The sequence below is a fragment of the Chryseobacterium sp. Leaf180 genome, from assembly GCF_001424585.1.
Classification (GTDB): Bacteria; Bacteroidota; Bacteroidia; order Flavobacteriales; family Weeksellaceae; genus Chryseobacterium.
The window spans coordinates 42,190-59,783 of record NZ_LMPJ01000012.1 but is presented as its reverse complement, the minus strand read 5'-3'; the positions used below and the strand labels follow the sequence as shown (position 1 = coordinate 59,783).

Annotated in this window: 14 protein-coding genes, 1 tRNA gene and 1 pseudogene; 4 read left to right on the top strand and 12 right to left on the bottom strand. The window is 37.3% G+C overall.

Features of this window, described 5'->3' with window-relative positions; genetic code table 11:
* The first annotated feature begins 54 nt into the window (after positions 1–54).
* The 3 genes from ASG01_RS14285 to ASG01_RS14275 are packed head-to-tail and all read left to right on the top strand — an operon-like array spanning position 55 to position 2,244.
* Entirely contained in the window at positions 55–816 is a 762-nt protein-coding gene (locus ASG01_RS14285; RefSeq protein ID WP_055865102.1) for a hypothetical protein, read from the top strand.
* 45 nt (positions 817–861) lie between these two features.
* Positions 862–1,941 carry a DNA replication/repair protein RecF gene (gene recF / locus ASG01_RS14280; RefSeq protein ID WP_055865099.1) on the top strand — a complete coding sequence of 360 codons (1,080 nt, stop codon included), beginning with the start codon at positions 862–864 and terminating at the stop codon, positions 1,939–1,941.
* A gap of 6 nt (positions 1,942–1,947) precedes the next feature.
* On the top strand, positions 1,948–2,244 hold the full coding sequence (locus tag ASG01_RS14275; RefSeq protein WP_055865096.1) for a hypothetical protein: 297 nt from the start codon (positions 1,948–1,950) through the stop codon (positions 2,242–2,244).
* A 15-nt stretch (positions 2,245–2,259) separates the two neighbouring features.
* On the opposite strand, the gene mtgA is transcribed toward ASG01_RS14275, so the two are convergent.
* Together mtgA and ASG01_RS14265 are read right to left on the bottom strand one after the other, a co-directional pair.
* The gene (mtgA, locus tag ASG01_RS14270) at positions 2,260–2,904 is read right to left on the bottom strand and encodes a monofunctional biosynthetic peptidoglycan transglycosylase (protein ID WP_055865093.1); all 645 of its coding nucleotides are present in this window, start codon (positions 2,902–2,904) and stop codon (positions 2,260–2,262) included.
* A 37-nt stretch (positions 2,905–2,941) separates the two neighbouring features.
* Positions 2,942–3,988, bottom strand: a complete 1,047-nt coding sequence (locus tag ASG01_RS14265) for an ABC transporter substrate-binding protein (RefSeq protein ID WP_055865090.1) — start codon at positions 3,986–3,988, stop codon at positions 2,942–2,944.
* A 48-nt stretch (positions 3,989–4,036) separates the two neighbouring features.
* On the opposite strand from ASG01_RS14265, the gene ASG01_RS14260 reads away from it, so the two are divergent.
* Positions 4,037–4,110, top strand: a tRNA-Arg gene (locus tag ASG01_RS14260).
* Here ASG01_RS14260 and ASG01_RS15790 read toward each other — a convergent pair.
* The 10 genes and pseudogenes from ASG01_RS15790 to ASG01_RS14210 all read right to left on the bottom strand — a co-directional run bounded on the left by ASG01_RS15790 (position 4,076) and on the right by ASG01_RS14210 (position 17,578).
* Positions 4,076–5,650 carry a recombinase family protein gene (locus tag ASG01_RS15790; protein ID WP_082498390.1) on the bottom strand — a complete coding sequence of 525 codons (1,575 nt, stop codon included), beginning with the start codon at positions 5,648–5,650 and terminating at the stop codon, positions 4,076–4,078. The genes ASG01_RS14260 and ASG01_RS15790 overlap by 35 nt on opposite strands.
* 78 nt (positions 5,651–5,728) lie before the next feature.
* Positions 5,729–5,950, bottom strand: a complete 222-nt coding sequence (locus tag ASG01_RS14250) for a hypothetical protein (protein ID WP_055865086.1) — start codon at positions 5,948–5,950, stop codon at positions 5,729–5,731.
* A gap of 239 nt (positions 5,951–6,189) precedes the next feature.
* Positions 6,190–6,690, bottom strand: a pseudogene (locus tag ASG01_RS16265) (type II toxin-antitoxin system HipA family toxin); the annotation flags it as partial.
* 69 nt (positions 6,691–6,759) lie between these two features.
* The gene (locus ASG01_RS16260) at positions 6,760–7,032 is read right to left on the bottom strand and encodes a HipA domain-containing protein (RefSeq protein WP_238584563.1); all 273 of its coding nucleotides are present in this window, start codon (positions 7,030–7,032) and stop codon (positions 6,760–6,762) included.
* A gap of 173 nt (positions 7,033–7,205) precedes the next feature.
* The gene (locus ASG01_RS14235) at positions 7,206–12,383 is read right to left on the bottom strand and encodes an Eco57I restriction-modification methylase domain-containing protein (protein ID WP_082498389.1); all 5,178 of its coding nucleotides are present in this window, start codon (positions 12,381–12,383) and stop codon (positions 7,206–7,208) included.
* The gene (locus ASG01_RS14230; RefSeq protein WP_055865077.1) at positions 12,376–13,056 is read right to left on the bottom strand and encodes a hypothetical protein; all 681 of its coding nucleotides are present in this window, start codon (positions 13,054–13,056) and stop codon (positions 12,376–12,378) included. The genes ASG01_RS14235 and ASG01_RS14230 overlap by 8 nt, the downstream gene beginning before the upstream one ends.
* A gap of 69 nt (positions 13,057–13,125) precedes the next feature.
* Positions 13,126–13,878, bottom strand: coding sequence for a hypothetical protein (locus ASG01_RS14225; RefSeq protein ID WP_055865074.1), 753 nt, complete (start codon positions 13,876–13,878; stop codon positions 13,126–13,128).
* A 149-nt stretch (positions 13,879–14,027) separates the two neighbouring features.
* Positions 14,028–14,726 carry a hypothetical protein gene (locus ASG01_RS14220; RefSeq protein ID WP_055865071.1) on the bottom strand — a complete coding sequence of 233 codons (699 nt, stop codon included), beginning with the start codon at positions 14,724–14,726 and terminating at the stop codon, positions 14,028–14,030.
* Complete coding sequence (locus ASG01_RS14215) at positions 14,719–15,549, bottom strand: M23 family metallopeptidase (RefSeq protein ID WP_082498388.1); 831 nt, start codon at positions 15,547–15,549, stop codon at positions 14,719–14,721. Before ASG01_RS14215 ends, ASG01_RS14220 begins: the two co-directional genes overlap by 8 nt.
* A 40-nt stretch (positions 15,550–15,589) precedes the next feature.
* A complete protein-coding gene (locus ASG01_RS14210; protein WP_055865066.1) occupies positions 15,590–17,578 on the bottom strand; it encodes a type IV secretion system DNA-binding domain-containing protein in 1,989 nt (662 codons plus the stop codon).
* Between the last annotated feature and the right edge of the window lie 16 nt (positions 17,579–17,594).

Genomic DNA, 17,594 nt, shown 5'->3' with positions numbered 1-17,594 from the left:
TAAAAATAACCGTTTTTGAAGCTATTTAAATTTTTTTAATATTATTTTTGATTCATGTCTCCTTTCGGTTTAGCCAAAAAATACTTTATCAACAGCCAATTTTACGTCTCTCTGATGGGAACTTTGCTGTCGGTTTTTTTTATGCTGGAGCAAAATACCTTCCGTTTTCCTTCTGCGGTTTTAATTTTCATTACGTATTTCAGCGGATATCTGTACACCAAATACCAGCAAACCGAGCATTTTTATAAAATTTTCATTCTGAATGTTATTTCCGGAGTTATTTCTGCAGTGTTTATTATTTTTAATCATAATGAAATCCGACTTGTAAAATGGGCAGTAATTGTTATCCTTGGATTGCTCTACAATAGTTTTTTTCTTGAAAATTATATCCGGAAAATCCCTTTACTCAAAGTCTTTTACGTCGGTTTTGTGTGGGCGCTCGTCAATTCATGGCTTACGCTTCCCACTTTCAACATCCCAATTTTCCTGATCAGTTTTTTATTCGTCACAGCGCTCGTTTTGCCCTTTGACATACGCGATATGCACAGCGACAATATTAAAACTTTTCCAAAAATGATAGGTGTGCAAAACACGAAATATCTGGCATACATTCTCGTTTTTTCTGCCTGTCTGCTTTCTGCTTTTTATCTGGATTTTCCATTTTCATTGAGCTTTTTCATCACTTCAATTATTACTTTTATTTTGATTTATTTTTCAGATTCCACCAACCGCGAATCTTATTTTTCATTTTGGGTCGAGACCTGCTCAGGTTTGCCGTTTTTGTTTTACATTCTTTATCTTTACTTCAAGTTTTAAAATTCTTCATTCTTTATCTTCAAAAGACTGAAATATTCCGCTTTTATGATCATTAAAAAACTTTCTCTCTATAATTTCAAAAATCACGACGAGCAAAAATTCGATCTTTCGCCGCAGATCAACTGCTTTGTAGGAAACAATGGCGCAGGCAAGACTAATATATTAGATGCACTTTATTACCTTTCGGTTGGAAAAAGTTTTCTAGGAAGTTCAGATATTTTAAATATTAAAAACGGCGAAGACTTTTTTTCGATCGATGCAGAAGTTTTAAGTGATGAAAATGAAGATGTTATAAAAATATCCCAGCCAAAGGAAGGAAAAAAAATTATCCGTAAAAACGGAAAAAATTATGACCGAATGGCCGACCACATCGGATATTTACCGAGCGTCATGATTTCGCCCTACGATTCAAATTTGATTTCAGATTCCGGGGAAAGCCGGCGGAAGTTCCTGGATTCGATGATTTCTCAGACCGATTCAGAATATCTTTTTGATCTGATTCAGTACCAAAAAACCATTCAGCAGCGGAATGCCTTGCTTAAATATTTTGCTAAAAACCGAATCTGGGAAAGAGATTCGCTTGAAATTTATGATGAACCTATTGTAAAATTAGGAACAAAAATTTTTGAGAAAAGAAGCAATTTTGTTTCAAAACTGAATCCTGTTGTATCGCAGTTTTATGAAGTGATTTCTGGCGGAAAAGAAACGGTTCGGGTTCAGTACGCTTCACATTTATCTGAAGACAGTTTTCAGAATCTTCTGGATAAAAACATTGAAAAAGACCGCGTTCTCACATACACTTCGCAGGGAATTCACAAAGACGATTTGCTTTTTGAAATGGATTCGCAACTGATCAAAAAAATAGGTTCACAAGGTCAGCAGAAATCATTTTTAATCAGTTTAAAACTTGCGCAGATGAATCTGATCAAGCAATTAACCAATAAAACTCCGATTTTACTGCTCGATGATATTTTCGATAAACTTGATGATCTTCGCGTGGCACAGCTTATCAATTTGGTAAATAAGGAGAATTTTGGACAGATTTTTATTACCGATACACATCGGGAACGAACAGAAAATATTGTAAAAAAGATCAACGAGGAAAGTATTATTTTTGAAATTTGACAGGAAATGAAGCGTAACAAAAAAAGGGAATTTCAGTCGTCGGAACTGGTGCAGTCTTTCGCCAGAATTCATGGTTTTGAAAGCAAACTGATGGCTTTTGAGATCAAAGATTTTCTTGAAGACTATCTTGATGCAGGACTTTTCAGCGAAATTGAAAGCGTGAGTCTTGAGAATAAAATTATCAAAATAAAAATCGCTTCTCCACTTTTGAGAAACGATTTTCAGATGCGCAGAAGTTTTTATTTAAAAAGATTTAATGAAGAATTTCCGGATCAGAATTTCTCAGATCTTGTTATTTCGTAAAAATTTCAAATAAACTTACTGCAGTTTAATGTGTTTCATCTGGCGCATTATCCAGTTGTGTTTTTTGCGGAGATACGGTGACGGATTTTTCGGATCATACTTCTTCGGATTTGGCAAAACTGCTGCAATCCACGCTGCATCAGAAGCCGAAAGATCTTTCGAGCTTTTCTTAAAATAATACTGCGAAGCCGCTTCGACACCAAAAACGCCCTGTCCCATCTCAATCGAATTCAGGTACCGCTCAAGAATAATGTCTTTTGACCAGACTTTTTCGATGACAAACGTGTAGATCGCTTCCAGACCCTTGCGAATCCAGCTCCGACCCTGCCAGAGGAAAATATTTTTTGCCGTCTGCTGAGAAATGGTGCTTCCGCCACGCAGTTTTTTTCCTTTTTCATTGCTTTTCATCGCGCGTTCAATTGCTTTATAATCGAAACCGTCGTGCTTATAAAAGTTCTGATCTTCCGAGGCGATTACTGCCTTTTTCACATTACTTCCCATCTCATCATACGAAACGTAGTCGCGATCGAGTTTCCCGTACGCAAAAATGCCGCCGAGCTGTGTAAGTGTGATCGGCGGATTGAAAAATCTTCCCCAAATGATGAAAAACACGTTCAGCAAGAGGATGATAAAAAGTACCTGTTTAATTCTCTTCCACATAATAATTAATTGGTGCAAAAATACAGAAATCCGCGCTTTATTGCACTTCTTTCATATACGTGAGCTGATAATTTGCTAGCAGTTCCGGATGAAAAATTTTAATATAATCTTTCAAAATCAAATCAGCACGCACGACGCCGCTTTCAAAAAAGTCATTTGATTTCCCTTTCTCCTTCGCAGTGACTGCGTAAATTTTACCTTTATTAAAAACATTTAATTTTGAATATAAAGGATTCACTGCCAGCATTTCTTTTTTAGAATGGTGATTACCAGCGTTGATCCAGTATTTTACATTTTGCGATTTTGAATAAACTTCTTCAAAATTCATAGTCAGCGCTTTTCCTTCCGTGTTGTTTTTTAAAAAATAATCTCCGCCTGCATCGCTGATATAATTTGCCGTGAAAGTTTTCCCGCCTGGAAGATACCAAATGTCGCCGTACATTTCATTGGCTAAAATTTCTGGTTTGTCTTTGGAGTGCGATGCCAGATTTTTAAGTTTCTCATACTCTTCTGAGATTTCTTTATACCGTTTTTCAGCAAGTTTTTCTTTCGCGAAAAGTTTCCCGAAAAGCTTGATATAAGCGGTTTTTTCTAAAGGTTTCTGCTCGGTATATTCGTCGAGGAAAAAAACTTTGATACCGTTGTTTTTTAAAAGCTGATACGTGTTTTCAAAACTCGCGATATAATTCGTAAATACGGCATCTGGGCGTAAAGCAATAATTTTTTCGAGATCATATTTCTGCTCATTTCCGATATTTACAATTTGATCAGAATTGATTTTCTGATTTAAATCCTGTGAAAAAATATACTCCGGACTGGCGGCACCAATCACCGAATTTTCAGCTTTAATTTCACAAACATAACCCAGCAAACTTGCATTCAGAAAGATTGTCCGCTTAAAAGGAAGCTTTTTTTCATCGACAGAATAAATGAATTTTCCTGATTTAAATTTAAAAAATCCGCCTTCGGATACATACGAAACCTTTTCACTGATTTTAAATAGCTTTTGAGGCGCATTTTTTGTCTCTTGTTTACAGGACATTACCGCAAAAACGGCAGAAACGAAGAAAATTTTGAATTTCATTCTTCAAAGAAACCAAAAAAGTATTATATTTGCAAACCATTAAACGACGGCCTCGTGGCGCAACTGAATAGCGCACCTGATTACGGCTCAGGAGGTTACAGGTTTGAATCCTGTCGAGGTCACATAACCGACATTTGAAGTTTTTTCGCTTCTTTGTCGGTTTTTTTTATTTCCTAATTCCTTCTTAATCATAAAGATAGTATTTACAAAACTATTGATTTTTGTGGTTTGAAAGTTCTCTCCGTCGAAGGTTAACTTTTCAGGATATATCAAACCAATTATAGCCCTTTTGTCAATTGAATCTGCTTTTTTATATCTTTCAGAAATTTGAGTAACGGCCTTTAAAGCTGCATCCAGCTTATATTCAACATTATTATCCTTCTTGGACTGTTTGATAGAATTAAGTTTGAATAATAGTCGGTCAAGTTCATCCTTATTTTTTGCCTTTACAGCTCTAAAATCTTCTTCATCCAACTTATCTTCAAGGTATAGATCTCTTGCCCTAGAAATCTTGTTTTCTATTTTTGTAACGCTTTCGGTCAGTAGTGTTCTCTCGTCATCAAGCCCATCCGTCACACTCGAAAAATTTTTTTTCAATATCTCCTTCAACAGATTTGCAAAAGCTGGGATAAAATGAAATTTGGAAAGCTCTGCTTCAAAAAGTTCATTAACTATCTCAGAATTATGGCGGAAGCCGCAGGCTAACGTGCAATGATAATAATAGTAATGCTTCGACCGACCTTTGGCGCTACTGGCAGTTAAATTCTTTCCACATTTTGGACAAAGTAATAACCCACGTAAAGGATATCGATCTTCGTTGATGACACGACCTCCAGGCAAAAAAATATCCTTATTGCTTTTCCTTTTAAGAATATGCTGAACTTTCATAAAGAGCTCCTCTGAAATTAAGGGTTCGTGTTTACCTTTGATAATTCTTTCTTCCTCGTCACCGTGGGCTTTTAAAATTACATTTCCACAGTAGACTACATTGCGAAGAGCTTCAAGGAATGAGTTCCGGGTCAGCTCCCGTCCTTCTCGTTTATTCATAAGCTCTCTCACCTTGGCACTAGGTAGATGCCCCTTTGCAACTTCTCTGAAAGCCCAGATAATATTTGAAGCTTCAGGCTCCTTTATGGCAACGTATTTTCGTCCATCTTCCGTGCATTTATTGATATAGCCGTAAGGAGCTGTGCCCATCATCCGGCCCTCTTTTACGGCCCTACGCATTCCATATATCACATTTAAAGCTCTACGGTCATTTTCTACCTCTGGCGTAGAAAGGTATATCGCTAGTAATAGTTTATTTTCGGGAACTCTTAAATCTAAAGGTTGTTCAATCGCTTGGGGAAAAATATTCAACTTGGTGAGTTTGGAGATCATTTGATAGGCCTCGCTCGTATTTCTGCTAAACCGGTCCCACTTGGTGAACAGCAGCAATTTATTTTGCTTGCCAGGTTTACCTCTTCTAAAACCAAACATGTATTTCAGCCATTCCGGTCTTTCAAAAGTTTTTGCGGAATGATCTTCAATGATGACACGATCAATCTGAATATTTTGAGTGCTACAGTGTTTACGGAGACGTTCCTCCTGATCGCGCTGAGAATAACCTTTATCAGCTTGTTCGTCCGTAGAAACACGGATGTATAAATCGGCAGTTTGCATAAAACTTATTTGTTGATTGGAAAGTAATTAATATTGAAACGGATATGATTATCAATATTATATGCACTAATATAAGAATTATTCTTCAGCTGAAAAGAGTTCTTTGAGGGTTATCTTAACAACCATATGAAGCAAAACCAATATATCCGCTACTTCTTCTTCAGACATATCAATATTTGACTTTTTTAAAATCTTTTGAGCTTCAGCGCTCTGCATTTCATTGAACTTCATAAGCGGCTCGAGCTCGAATTCTTTAAAATCTCTAGATTGAGAATCTATTTGTTTTCGTTTGCTACGCATTATTCCTGACCACTTATTGCTTATACTTTGGAGAAAACTTGACCATTTTTATGTCTCAGTATATTTTTCAGCTACTGATAATTATTGATCAAATGTGATGAGCTAAAATCGCAATAAATATGGAAGAATAATGTATTCTATATGGATGAGAGGCTACTTAATGCCTATTTAGGTGACTTACAAATTAAGTATGTATCAATTGGACTACAATGGATTAAACTACCTTCATAAAACTGTAATTATATATTTTTAAGGATACGGTTGATTAATACGGCTTTATTTTTCTCTACGTCAAATTTTTGTGACAAATCTTTCCATTGCGCCAATGCATATCTTGTCTGCTCTATAACGCTATCGATAAAAACCTGTGACAGTTTAGCTTCCTGACCTAGCTTAAAAAGATGTTTTACAGTTATATTTCTGCCCTCTCCTAACACCATGGTACTTTGCTCACCACCCGGACCGTTTGAAAAAGTCAGATCGTATGCAGGTGAAAGAATCCAGTTCCCCGATTCATCCATCAAAAAATTAAAGTTCTTTGCATGATCATCCCTGTTATGAACCAAAACGTTGAACACTGCCAATCTATACATTTTTTCCACCTCTCGGATATCTTTGGTTAAGATGCCGGTTAATGATAGTAGTTCTTCGTAATCAAGTGATGGCAATCTAAAATTGCTATGCATGAGCCCGCTTACCGTATGCATATGGATACGTTCTTTCCTTTCCCTGTCAAAACGTTTAACGGCGAACTAGCCATTACCTTTCTTTGAAGGGAATAGATGAACTTCAGGATTATTAATGCCTGCCTACAAAGCCATCAAAGCATAAATGTATTCTATCGCCCCGGCATCTTTACCATCTACTGAATTAGGAAATTTTACTATCCAGGGTTCATAAGAATCACTAAGAACATTCGCTCCATAGGATATATCTTTTCTTTCTGTATCAACGCCGATCAGTGCTTTTGGCCTTGCTCCGGCAGAAGATCCGTTTAAAGATAATAGCTGCGGAATCACCTCTTCTGAATCACCCTGTAAAAATTCTTCAGTTTGAGTAGCCAACGTATCCAAATTGATCATTTCATCACTGCTTTCAGGACTTTGATCCGGTTCATAAAATAAAGCCCCCATACCGTGAAGGCCTACATATGCCAGACGGTGAAGCGGTGAGATATCTGATTGAAAGATTCCTTCCGAGCGAAGCAGACGATCGAAGAGTAATCTACCCCAACCATCAGGAAGGCTGTCATTTATTATCGCTTCATAAAAAAACTTTTTTCCTGATCCGTTATTTTTTCAGTGGAAATTTCTGGTCTAATAGGACTAACACCTGAATATAAGGGATTAACAAATACAGATTTTGTTTGAGAATTAAATATCATGATGTTCTCTTCATTCCTTTCCTGCAAATAATCTCTGTTTTCATTAGCTTTCAACATGTCTTCTTTCTCTATTTTATATTGTGTGATCATCTCTTCACGGACCGAGGAAAGTTCTTCCAATTTTCTATCTAAAGCAAGAATTGAGTCATCAGTAGCTTGGTTCTGTTTTTCAATTTCCAACACGTTTACACTCTTCTGTGATAAATTTTGAACCACTTCCCGCAATTGATTCTGATGAAGATTTATAGTTTGCTGATAGGATGGTAATTGAGATTTCCAATATTCTGCGTTTCCATCACCGTTAGTGGAATAGCCTTCTACTCTATTGTAAGCATATTCTGCCTTGGTGATTAATTCCTTTACCTTAAGAACATCTTCGTACTTTCTCAGGACAAAAGCCCGGTCTGCGAGATGCCTGTTTTTCTCACTTTCAATCCGCTTTTTGAGAAGTTCTATCTCAATATCGGCCCTCGTTACGGGATCGGTTATGATCGATGTTTTAAGCTCCTGCGTACTTATGTCTGATATATCAAGAACATCTGCTCCTTTTTTCATTGCTTCTAAATACCTGGCCTGCTTGGCCTGCAACTTTTGCAGCATAAAAACATCAATACTATCATTGGTCAACATAAAGTTAATTCTCACGTGTTCATTTTTATTACCCTGGCGCCAGGCACGCCCTTCTATTTGTCGCAAAGAAGTAAAATTATATGGTAATGAAAGCAGATAAACATCTGTCGTATTTTGCTGAAGATTCATTCCTTCCTGTATTGCTTCGCTTCCGATCACGATTTTTATTTTGCCTGAATTAAAATCATTTTGAATATTTATTCGCTGATTCTTATTAGTTGCCCCTGTTATAATTCCTATCTCATCCGGTAAGTATCCGATTTCATCAATTAGGTATTGCTTTAGTTTTGGAAACTGAGAAACAGCTAATTCTGAATAAATAATCTGTCCTGATTCCGGAATATCCTTTTTATTCTGTGCGATCAAATCCATGGTCTGCTTCAGTTTTGGTGAGTTTTCTACAAATTCTTTAACAGTCGCTTCTTCCCCTTCGTAATATATCGAGAGGTAAGGAGAGATGGCAATGAGCCGGGCATTGAGAATATGGGTAAGAATTGCTCCTTTTTCGTTGTCGTTAAAACTCTCGTTCAGCAATTCGTATTGCATCTTGGTCAGATGATTCTGTTCAATCTTATACTCTTTATTAATTTTATTAGGACGGACGAGTTCTGGATTATCCTCCTCCCCTTTAATGTCAATGAATTCCGATAACAGCTGTTGAAACAACGAATTATTTTTAAATCTTCTGACATTTGCTTTAAATTTTACATCACCCTTTGCATCAATTTCCATATCATTGTCTGCCTCCATAAAGGTTTCGAAGAAGGTATTTACATTAAAATAACCGGATTCCTCTAAACGCTTGTTGGCGATAAGTGATAAAATTGAATAATATTCCAGCGGCTTATTTGTAAAAGGTGTAGCTGAAAGCAACGTAACATTTCTGCCTTCATTCTTATCCTGAATATATTGGGCTGCCATCCAGGTATTGATTCCTAATTTGGAAGTCTGTTGATTCTGTCCTCTGAAATCAGATGCGAACCTCCGGTCTTCGATTTTAACCTTCCCTACAATATGATTGGCATTATGCACCTCATCGTAAGTCAGATGGTCGAAGCCGAAGTCTTCCCAGTCGTAGATCTTTCCGCGTTTCATTTTCCCTTCGATCTCCTTCTCCCTCTGCAATCCAATCTGAATATCTCTTTCAGTATTGGTGATACCTTTGAGCTCACTTTCAGAAATATAATTGAATTTTGATGATAAGCTTTCGGTAATCGTATTGGAAAAACCAATATTATTGAAGCCTTCGTAAGTCATAATAGTGATCTCTCCGTCTTTGTTACTAAACTGTGAAAGGTCATAATCTTTACCTAGATTTCCGAGTACATTAACTTTCGCATTGGGTATACTTTCAAAAATCGTTTCTACCCATTGTTTTAAGATGCTGTCATTGGGTACAACTATTAAAGGTCTTTTCGCATTTCCTCTCCACATCGCTTCATGCATAGATAAAATCCCGGACAGTGTTTTCCCAAAACCTACCTCATGAGCCAGCAGTCCGACTCCTTTTGTGGTCTGCCTTCCAATTCCGGCCTTCTGCACCTGGGTCAGACGAAATTCTTTACCCTTGAAATTCTGATGAATCTTCGAAAACAGAGGAAATTTTGAGTAGTCAGGAACGTAAATATTGTTATAATTACGGTTAAATTCTATTACAAACCGATCCCTGATATCATCCGACAGTTCATTCCGAAGAAACTTGTAAAACAAATCATTTGCGGCAGTTTTTCTTCTCTCGCGAACCAGGGCGTTTCTTTCTTTGTCGCTTCCCGTGACTGTTTCATTATCCACAAAACTTTTTACTTCCCATGAAGAAGAACCTGCGAATGCTTCACTCGGCAAATTTCCCACAAAATCCTTAAAATTTTCGGCAAGATTATAACTTTCAATAATTTGCTCAGAACTTCTTGTTTGATGATTCCATCGTGTTTTTTCAATTTCGCCCAGACTGAATTGAAGTACAAATTCGTGGTTCGGACTGATAAAAATTTCATCAAGTGACTTTGTCTTTGGAAGTACGCTTTGTAACAGAGCCTTCTGCTTTTCATATTGATTTCCTGATAGGTCGACGATACTTTTATCAGACAGGTCCTTTTCTAACTGTTCCAGCTTCGCATAAATATTTCCTTCAGCATAATAAAAATCGTGAACCCACTTTCCGGAAATAAAATTAGCAAACTGATGATGAGTCTGGTGATTTCTCAGTGTTCCGTCATACTCGGTATCCTTAAATGCTTCAATCTCTTGTGTAGAAATCTCAGAATTGTTTTGCAGGGAAGTTTCGACAATGTCATCAGCCTTGGAAAATTGATATTTTAAGACACCTTTTTGAATTTGAGGGCTAGTAAGGATTTTATATTCTGCTTTCTTTCCTAACTGGGACTGCATGATCTTATCGGCCTTCTGATCAATATCCTTGATTGTTTCAATGTTAAACGTTTCAGGACGATCAAGTAATTCAGATTTTATCTTTACATATTTATCAATCTCCCGTACAACCGAAGGAGATTTAAATTTTATACTGTTTAGCTTTGAGAGAACCTCTGTAACCTTATTCTGAATATCCGGCAGATGTATTCCAAGACCATCCTGGTTTTGAATTGATGGTGGCTGCTCTTTGTTCGTCGTTAGTTCCTTAGTAGATTTTTTCTCATTATCGTCATCGCTATCGTTATCAAGTGGAACCAAATCTTCAAAAAGATTTCCAATTCGCAGCGTTTCTTTCGCCTTTTTAATTTGTTCTAGCTGTAGAAGTGATTCTTCTAAACTTCCAACAACATATTTTTCCAAACGTCCGAAACGATTGGTTCTTTCGGTAATTTCGCCAAGAATCCTGAAAGGATTATTTTCAAAATATTTCGAAATATCATTGAATCTGTTCTGAGGATTTTTCCTTAAGATGATGATATCCGTTCCAATCTGTGTGCCTGCGAAAGAGCCGACAGGCAACCTGAAACCTTCCAAAATGGAGGCGTTAGATAAATTTTTTTGGCAGTTGATCCAGCCGGAAGGAAGGACCATGGCCAGAATGCCATCGCTCTTTAATGAATCCAATGAGCGTTTAACAAAATAATCTTCGTATTTCGCGATTTTTGGCTCTTCACCCAAACCTTTATAAAGCCCTCTATGCTCACCATAAGGAGGATTACCAATTACCAAATCAAACCGTTCGGTGTATTGTTTAGGATCCTTCTTATTTCCTTTCTCATCTATAAATTGAGATTCAAAAGAAAGCAGGTTAATTTGGACTTCGGGATGGAAAATCTTTGCGATTTTTGCGGTAGTCTCGTTAACCTCAAATGCCGTAACGGAAGTTTTTACACCCAGATTCTTCGCAGCGGAAAGAAAATTTCCTGTGCCTACACTGGGTTCTAAAACGGAGATCTGAGACTTATTTTTAAAATGATTGCTGATAAGTTTACTGATGGCATCAACAATTCCGGGATCTGTATAATACTCATCCAAAATCCCTCTACCCGCTTTTGCCGTGCCGCCACTGCGATACTGACTGCAAATTTCAGTAAGACCAGCGGAAATCTTAACATCTTTTTTCAGGACAATTTTTGAATCTTCATTGACAATGCAGGCCGCAGACACTACTTCTGCAATCTGTTCATTGGATAATTGCAGTCCTTTATATAATTCAAGAAAACTTTCTACATCGGAAACTGGTCTTTGTCCTTGTCCATTGGATAAATCTCTCCCGGATACGACTCTCCCCACAAGATCTCCCGTTCTTTCATCAGATCCAACTGTTTTTTGTTGTGTTCCTCCGTTCCATCCATCTCTCCTTCCGCTTCCAACCAGATTTTCCCAGATTGTGTCTGCAAGTCCATTTCCAGCATTGCCGCCGACCATTCCCTGTCTGCTGAAGTAATCTGTATTTTGGAAGGATTCGCTTTCCTCGACATTTCCTGCAGGATTTCTTCCAGAAGTTCCGGATTCCACGTGCTGAGTATTGGAAATTCTGTCGGGTTGAGGACTATTGTTTTCATTTTTTAGAATTGTTGGTTCAACTAAATTAATATTTTTGTTATTAATCTTTGACCTCATTAGCAGATACTCACTGAGACTGCTATTATGATCTCCGGAAATTTGATATAATGATCTGATATCTTTTATATTCTTGCCATAGAACCCTGTCATTATTCTTTCTGTGGCAACGTCTCCATTTTTGTCGCCGCTGAGGCAAAGAAATATTTTACCGTCAAACTTTTGATACAGATTTAAAAACACGCTGTCGTTTGCAAGGGAATTTAAAGTGATAATGGTTCTGAAACCGGTCTGATTGTTTAATTTCAAGAGTTCCAGAAATGCTTCGGTGTCATCCTGATCCCCAAAAACAATGACCTCATTCTTACTTCCCTGAACAACCGTTATGTCACCGGTTATATTATCTTGAGGATTAAGGCTATTCACTTTTTATTTTTTTCAGAAACGAATTAAACTCAAAAATCTCTTTTGCAGCATTATCCCAATTTTTTCTGGGTATGAGTTGAAGCGTTACAAATATGTCAGTCTTTTTATTGTAGGAATCGATTCTTTCCAGTCTTCCTCCATAATCTTTTTCTGCATGTCTATAGATTGAGTAAGGTAGAATTGTATCATTTGGATGGATGTAAAAGCGTGTATACATCCAGGGAGAATTGATTTCAAACCGCTTGAACTTTTTATCAAACAAAACAGTATCCGGTAAGTTCCGCCTGTTGTTGTAATTGGGGATACGTTCATTACTAAATAGGGTTCCTTCTTTTTTCAGTTTAATCGGCACCGGCTTACGGCTTTTAATGACTTCAGAAATAATAGTACTGCCCGCATTTTCATTTGCCAGCTTGTAGCAAAGGGAATCTTTAATAAGAAACATTTGCCTGGTTATCTCCGGAAAATTAACATCAGGAATCCGTTCTATGATCGTGTCACCCGAATAGTTGATACCGGACAAGTGGAAAGTCTGCTTCTGGTTCAGATTCTTGGATGCCTTGAAATAAACGACAGAAACTACATCGATTCCACCATTTTCGGATCTTATTTCCTTGTGGCAGGAGACGATTGAAAATAAGGTAATTAAAAATATAATGTGTTTTTTCTTCATGATCTTTGGTTTAAAAAAAGCGGTAAGAATTGTGTTACTTTCCGCTTAAAAGATTATTTCTGTTGCAAATTATCGTTTGATGCTTTGCTCCTTCGCATTATTTTTATCAAGTTTAGTATCATTATCCAACCCATCCAAAGATCTGTTGGTATTGATCCGGTTCATATCCTGGTTATACAGGCTTAAATTTTTGTATTGTGGATTCAGTACTGCCTTTCCTTCCAATATTTCACCATCAAGTTCAAACTTGACTTTGACAACATTTCCCTTGTCCAAAGATTTAATGGTGTCCTCTTTATATTCCGGTTTATCAAAAATGAGGTTTGATTTTTCAACAATGCGCGTCGTATCAACACCATAATTCTGATAAAAATTTTGAAATTGATAATTGTCCTTTTCAGTCTTGGGCTCATCAAAATTGAACTTTACAAAAGCCGATTCTGTCTGATTCGTTTTTGGGTTCTGAAACTCGGTTTTAACGGTACGCCCTTCAAGAAGATTGACAGCCTCTTTAGCTGTAAAATTATGCTCACGGCTAATCTGGAAATTATGTGAAATCTCTTCTCCTTTTTCATTCTTCAACTTGGCATTGTACATGTTGAAAAAAACACCGCCGCTTTCAGATTTGTTGAATTTGAGGATAAAGTCAATCTGATTACCTGCTAAGGCTTTATCTGAAGATGTTTTGATCTCAAACTGTTTTTCAACAGCGTTGATCCCGTGTTCCAGATCCTTGTGTAGTTTCTCATTTTCTCCGAAACCTAGATACTTTAACTGGTCTTTTAGGTATTGAACCTGATCGAATTGTTTCTGTTCTTCCATAGTAATTGGGTTTTGATTAATAATTAAGTTTTTTATGTTTTGCTGACTGATATCTGAGGTAGAGATCTTCCCTTTTCATGGTAAAGGTTTCTCCGGTATACCACATTCCTAAGTAGTGATAATGCTGATATGGCCTATTGTGTTTCGCCTTACCGTCTGAAAGTTCTTGGCTTTTCTATCTCCTCTTCTATTTCATGATCTTCACTTTGCTGTCCTATAGCATCTGAATCACCATTAGTGACTGTTAGGTGTGGTCTGTATTGACGCTGCGAATCAGGTAGATTCAAATTTTTGGAAATTTCACTTATGACACCCAATTCTTTGGTAACAATCTGGAGATCAAGAATTAATTCATTTGCTACGTTTGGAAATTGGTCGGCTTTCTTTTGAAGAAATATTCTGTACTTTACAAGTTCATCCATGTATCTATTAAGTTCCACTGTATCCTTCGTATCGGCGATAATGGGGGTTAATTCCCGCGCATTCTTAACGAAATCAAATTCAACCACTTTTCGGTTTTCCTTATCATATATGTGGGCTTTTTTTTGAAAGATCATATTCCCATCCGCGTCTGAAAAGTCCTGAACGCTGGAATATTCAATATGATTCCTACTGTTAAGCAGAATCTCATGTATGCTTTTGTCCCGTTCCAGTAATATGACCTTCAGAGTGGTGTTGCTATCCACCAGCTGGAAAGTTGCCCTGTTTTTGTCATGATCTGCAACGATAGTGTAGCCATTTAAAAACTTATAAATATCTTCTTGGCTAAGTTTGTCTGAGAATGATAAATCATCATTCATGATTCCAAATTTGATCAGCTCATCTGCTGGTAAATTTTCTCTACTCATTATATCTTGTTGTTAAATTGTAAACTTTTACGAGGTCGCTCAAAAAGTCTGAAGGGTTAATATTTTGTCCTAATTCTTTTACCGAAAAATGCAGATGTGGTCCAGTGGAGTTACCAGAATTTCCGCTTTTCCCAATAATATATCCTGCTTTCACTTTTTCTCCTGTCCGATAATAAATCTCAGAAAGATGCAGATATGAAGTTTCAAAACGGTTGAAATGTGTTATTTTAATGAAGTTTCCTCCGCCTTTTACATCCCGTCCGATATCCGTTACAACCCCATCCAAAACAGAATAAATATTTTCATAGTAGGCCCTGAGATCTATTCCATTATGCATTTTTTTTCTTCCGTAAATTGGATGCAATCTGTTTCCATAGGATGATGTTACAAGCATCTTATTAAGCGGCATGCTGATCTTTACAAAATCGGTTGTATTAACTTTCATTTCTTCAGTTTTAACGTATTGATGCGTATCCTGTACTTCTGCCACTTCATCCTTTTGCATTTTAATTAGCTGCAATACATTACTTTTTAAAGATTCCATTTCACTTTCAAGCAGACTTCTCTGCTGACCATAGCTATCAACCATTGTTTTAAGCGAATCGATTTTGCTTATTAAATCTGATTTCGCCGAGAAATTTAAAAGCTGTTTCCAAAATTTTTGAGTATCCTTTTTTCTTATCTGACCTTCCACAGTGACTTCTTCATATACGGTCAGATGATCAGATTTCTTTGGTACAATGGCGGTGATGGTATTAAACTGTGAAAAGAATCTTGCACTCAAAAAAATGAAGGCTAACAATACTATTTTATATTTTTTCATCTGTATTGACTTTCTTTATTCATTATCATAAGGGGCATCATTATATCTTAATAAGCTCACTGACGATTAATTCCACTTCCTTATTGATCTTGCGGAAATTCGTCATAAGCACTTCTTCTTTCCTATCGATGCCCATTTTATCGATGAAAGAGTAATAGGTCGGTGTTTTCACATAGCTTTTTTCTTCTTTTTCGATGGCATTCATATCCAGATTGATTTTACCGTTTATAGCAGATGTTTTATATTCATCCGTATTGTTCTCCTCACCCTGAGCAATCATCCCCACCATTTCTCCGGTTTTTAAGGCTGCGATTTTTCCGGCAGGGATCATATGATCCATTTTTTCGTTGATACTGGTGGATGTTCCCTGCTGGGATATGGATTGGGAAAAACTTTTTTGCTTTATCTTTCCAAAGAGTTTCTCCAGCCATTCGAGTGTATTTTTATCCCTCGCGGATCCCGAGAGAACATTTCCGACAATAGCAGAGATCGTGTCTGCCACTTCTTTTTTATAAAACTGACGCAGTTGCGGGAGTTCCTGCAGTCCTAATAAGACAGCTACCTTATTACTTCGTGCGGTAGCAACGATGTTATCAATTTTATGAATATAAATCGTTGGAAACTCATCAGCAATTATTCCTCCCGGTAAATTCTGCTTTGAATTAATCAGCCGCAAAGTTCTGTTCAGTATTGACGAATAAAGCGCGGAATTAATATCCTGCGTCCCCGGGTCAGAGGCGAGAATGATGATAGAGGGATTTGTTTTGTCCGTGAACTTTAATTCCACCTCATCACCTGAAAAGACCCAAAAGCTTTCCTTGGTGGCCAGCCTGGAAAGGAAAATCTTCAACGTACCTACCTGACCTTCCAACTGGTCAAACGCCTTATTTTCATATGCGGACTTAAAAGGCGAGAGTAAGGAAAAAATTTCCTCGTTGGTAAAGAGGGTATCAAATATCTCTTTATAGCTTCTGTTCATAAAAGATAAAATATGAGGCAGATCTGAATATTTACCGTTTTCGTAGGTGGCAAAAAAATAAATGCAGGATGATAAAAAATTGATGGCCGACTGGGTAAAAAACTGGTCTGCACCACCGCCTGCTGTAGCGCCTCCCTTTTGTAAAGAAGACACCATTGATTCTGCCATCTCCTGAGCTTCGGCCAGAGTCCGGATGTATTCTTTTCTGAAAGGATTGACTCTTCTTGATTTTTCAATCTCATTCAAATTGATCACGTGAAAGCTGTACGAATAGTCTGATTCTCTGGTTTTTTTCAACAGGTAATGATAGTAGGCAATCTGTGCTAAATCCGGAAACTTAAAATCATAGATACAAAGGCAAAACCCTTTGGCAATCATCTGCCGGATCGCAGGATTAATAACACCGAAAGATTTACCGCTACCCGGTGTCCCGATCACCATTGTTCCACGAAATGGATTAATATTCATCCAGCCTTTGTTGCTTAGGTTTTTGTACCTGAATAGATACGGAATATTGATTGTAGTCTCTGAACATATCAATTCCTGATTCTGATCGAAAGACTCTTCCTCTACATTCCATCGGTCTTTACCCATTTTTTGCTGCATCAGCTTTGAGATGCTGTCGGCTCCCATCTGAAGAATAACAGCTCCAAGAAAGGATAGAACCGCGTAGAATACCTGGTAGGAATTCAAGCCTGGTAGGAATTTTGGAAGCGCTGCATTTCCAGCCTCATCTTGCCAGAGCAATGACGAAAAAATAAGGGTAAGTCCGCACAATATGGGAACAATAATTTCGACTGATATATTAAGGTCCTTCTTTTTCTTAGCCTTTGTTCCTATTGCCACCAATCCTATTAAAAGAAGGGTGGCAAACTTTGCATTGGCTGGCGGATAGATAAAAGCTAGCTTGGAAAAATTCTTTAATAATTCAGATACTACCGGAATATCAGCATTCAGGTAAAAAAGAGAGGCACAATCTAATGCAACGACCGCATATACTGCCTTCTGCAGAAATCCGTAGATTTTTATCTGATGTTGTTGTTCTTGCATTGAATAATATTATTGG